Origin of the sequence: Ruminococcus sp. CAG:379 (genome assembly GCF_000434255.1) — a bacterium.
Classification (GTDB): domain Bacteria; phylum Bacillota; class Clostridia; order Oscillospirales; family Ruminococcaceae; genus Ruminococcus_F; species Ruminococcus_F champanellensis.
Map to the genome: position 1 here is coordinate 2,840 of NZ_FR894857.1, position 337 is coordinate 3,176.

A 337-nucleotide genomic window follows, 5' to 3' on the forward strand; every position below is an offset into this window, starting at 1 on the left:
CATGACCGGGGTCACCGCCGAAAAGCACGACAGCTTCATTACCCCGGACGGCAGCGGTTCCGTCATTATGGAGTTTTCAGGAAGAGAACTGGTGCGGGGCGAGCCGGATGCCTCCTCCTTCCCCTCCGGCGGCCTGCGGGCAACCTTTGAAGCAAGGGGCTACACCGCCTGGGATCCCACCGCATACGCCTTTATCCGTGAGCATACCTTATATATCCCCACGGTGTTCTGCTCCTACGGGGGCGAGGCGCTGGACAAAAAGACTCCCCTGCTCCGTTCCATGGATGCCATCAACCGACAGGCACTGCGGGTGCTGCGGCTGTTCGGCAATACGAAC

Annotated in this window: 2 protein-coding genes (1 of these 2 only partly in view); both read left to right on the forward strand. The window is 60.8% G+C overall.

The features are described from left to right. Positions 1 to 150, forward strand: the 3' end of a protein-coding gene (locus tag QVO51_RS10960) for a glutamine synthetase III (protein ID WP_441295906.1). It extends 180 nt beyond the left edge of the window; 150 of the gene's 330 nt are visible here — the last part of the coding sequence; its start codon lies beyond the left edge, outside the window; it ends in the stop codon at positions 148 to 150. Further along, positions 38 to 337: glutamine synthetase III (locus QVO51_RS10965; RefSeq protein WP_441295907.1), on the forward strand; the 300-nt coding region annotated here is incomplete at its 3' end. The genes QVO51_RS10960 and QVO51_RS10965, both read left to right, overlap by 113 nt.